Source organism: Planosporangium thailandense, assembly GCF_011947195.1.
Lineage (GTDB): Bacteria > Actinomycetota > Actinomycetes > Mycobacteriales > Micromonosporaceae > Planosporangium > Planosporangium thailandense.
Window position 1 is genome coordinate 1 of record NZ_JAATVY010000065.1, and the last position, 2,726, is coordinate 2,726.

The 2,726-nt window shown below is 73.5% G+C and carries 1 protein-coding gene; it reads right to left on the minus strand.

The annotated features are described in order from the left end of the window. A partial coding sequence (locus tag HC031_RS32100; protein ID WP_167929218.1) for a hypothetical protein occupies window positions 1-2,726 on the minus strand: 2,726 nt, incomplete at both ends.

Sequence of the window (2,726 nt, forward strand, 5' to 3'; positions counted from 1 at the left end):
AGTCCGTCGGTCTTGAGGTTGTACTGGTAGCTGCCTCCGTCGGTGGTGGTGTAGCGGAAGTTGTTGCCCGGCTGTGAGTTGCCGGGTGCGGTGGCCGGGCCGGCGTCCACGCCGGTGGCGTGCACGACGATGCTGGCGCTGCCGAGCCGGCCGCCGGCGGCGGTGCACAGCGCGATCTGCACCGGCACGGTGCTCCCGCTCTGGTTGACGTGGGTCTGGTCGGACAGCACGCAGATGCGGTAGGCGACCTGGAAGGTGCGCGTCACCGGCGTCGCCGCGGCGTAGTTGGTGTTGCCGGCCTGGCTGGCGGTCACGTCGCAGACGCCGGGCCCGGTGATGGTGAGCACGCCGCTGGTGGTCACGGTGCAGGTCGTCGCCGGTCCGGCGGCGAAGGTGACCGGGTTGCCCGAGCCGCCGCCGGTGGCGGACAGCGTGATCGCGGGGTCGCCGACCGCGGCGTCCGACAGCGGCGCGAAGGTGATGGTCTGCGTCGCCTGCTGGATGCCGAAGGTCTGCGCGACGTCGGGCGCGGGGGTGTAGTCCGCGGTGCCGTCCTGGTGCGCGATCACGGTGCAGCTGCCGGTGCCGGTGAGCGTCAGCGTCGTACCGTTGGCACCGGTGGTGGTGCAGGTGCTGCCCGCGCCGACGGTGAAGTACACCGGCTTGCCGGAGGCGCCGCCCGTGGCCGCCAGGGTCAGCGGCGTCCCGCCGTAGGTCTGCGTTCCGATGGTGGCGAAGCCGCTGATGGCCTGCGGGGCCTGGTCGACGACCAGGGTCACGCTCTTGGACGTACCGGTGTAGTTGGGGCCGGCGCCGCCGGTGCCGGGTGTGTAGGTGGCGGTGAGCCGGTGGCTGCCGGCGTGCAGGACCTGGCCGGCGGCGTCGCCGCTGCCGGCGTCGGTGGTGTACTGCACGCTGCCCGCGCTCGCCGCCTCCGCCGGGGTGACCGCGGCGCCCAGTTGGGTGCCGCTCAGCGGGGTGCCGTAGGTGACGTGGTCGGGCGTCTCCCACGACATGGTCGGGGTCTGCTTCGCCACGGTCAGCGACCTCGGGCTGGTCGGTGCCGGGTTGAAGTCGCTGGTGCCGGCCTGGTCGGCGTCCAGGACGCAGTCCCCGGCGCCGGTGATCGTCACGGTGGCCCCGGTCACGGTGCAGGCGCTGCCGGCCGCCGCGCTGAACGTGACGGGGTTGCCCGAGGCGCCGCCGGTCGCGGCGACCGTGAACGGCGCGTCGCCGTAGGTGGCGCCGGTCGGCACGGTGGTCCAGCTGATCGACTGGTCGGCCTTGCCGACCACGATCGTGGTCTGCCCGGTGGCGCTGGTGAAGTTGGCGTCGTCGGGCGCGGCGGGGGTGAAGGTGACCTTCAGGACCTGCGGGTCCGTCGACGCGTGCGGCACCGCCCCCGCGGCCGGCGTGCCGTCGGCCAGGGTGTAGGCGAAGTCACCGGTGATGCCGGCCGGCTGGACGGTCGCGTTGAGCTGGGTGCCGGTCAGCTCGGTGCCGAACTGGATCGGCGCCGGCGCCGACCAGCTGATGGCCGGGGTCGCCTTGTGGATGGTGATGGTGTCGATGACATCGTTGGCGGCCTGGTAGTCGGCGGTGCCGGCCTGGCTGGCGGTGATGGTGCACGCGCCGGCGCCGTTGATCTGCAGCTGGGTGCCGTTGACCGTGCACACGTCGGCCGGCAGCGCGGTGAAGGTCACCGGGTTGCCGGAGGCGCCGCCGGTCGCGGTGAGCGCCGCCGGGGCGTCGAGGTAGGTGTGGTCGCCGGGCGAGGTGAAGTGGATCGTCTGGGCGGCCTGGCGGACGGTGAACGACCGCGCGACGGTGTGCGCCGGCAGGTAGTTGTTGTCGCCGGGCTGGTCGGCGTCGATCGTGCAGGTGCCGGCGTGCAGCACCGTGACGGTTCCGGTCGGGGCGACGGTGCAGACCGTGCTGGTGGCGGTGCGAAACACCACCGGCAGTCCGGTGCTCGCCGTGGCGGTCACGGTGAACCCGGCGTCGCCGACGGTCCTGTCCCCCAGCGCAGCGAAGCTGATCTGCTGCGCCGCCTGCGCGACGGTGAAGGTCGCGTCGACGGACGTGCCGTTGAAGTTGCCGCCGGTGGTCGGGTCGGGCGTGTAGGTGGCGGTCAGCGTGTGTGTGCCGGCCGGCACGATCCCGTCGGCCGGCAGCGGCGCGCCGTCGAGGGTGTAGCCGGTGCGGCCGTGCGCGCCCGCCTCGGCCGGGGCGATCGCCGCGTCGAGCTGGTCGGCGCCCAGCGCCGTGCCGTACGTGGTGTCCTTCGGCGCCAGAGTCAGCTTCGGGGTCTGCCGGGCGACGCTGAACGCGTGGGTCAGCGGCACCGCCGCGCTGTAGTTGCCGTCGCCGGGCTGGTTGACCGTCAGGGTGCACGACCCGGCCGCAGTGATCGCCAGCCGGGTGCTGCCGTCGCCCTGCGGGCTGGACACGCACGCGTCATCCGCGCCGACGCGGTAGGTGACCGGCAGCCCCGCGCTGCTGACCGCGGTCGCCCCGAACGGCGCGTCACCGTAGGTGTGGGTCACCGCGTCGTCGATCGGCGGGCTGAACGACAGCGTCTGCCCGGCCTGGTTGACGTGCAGGGTCACCGTCGCGGTGACGGGGATCCAGCCGATGGCGTCGGCCGGGTCCGGGGTCCAGGTCACCGACAGGCCGTTGTCCCCGCCGCTCAGAACGGCGCCGGCCGCCGGGGTGTAGGTGAAGGT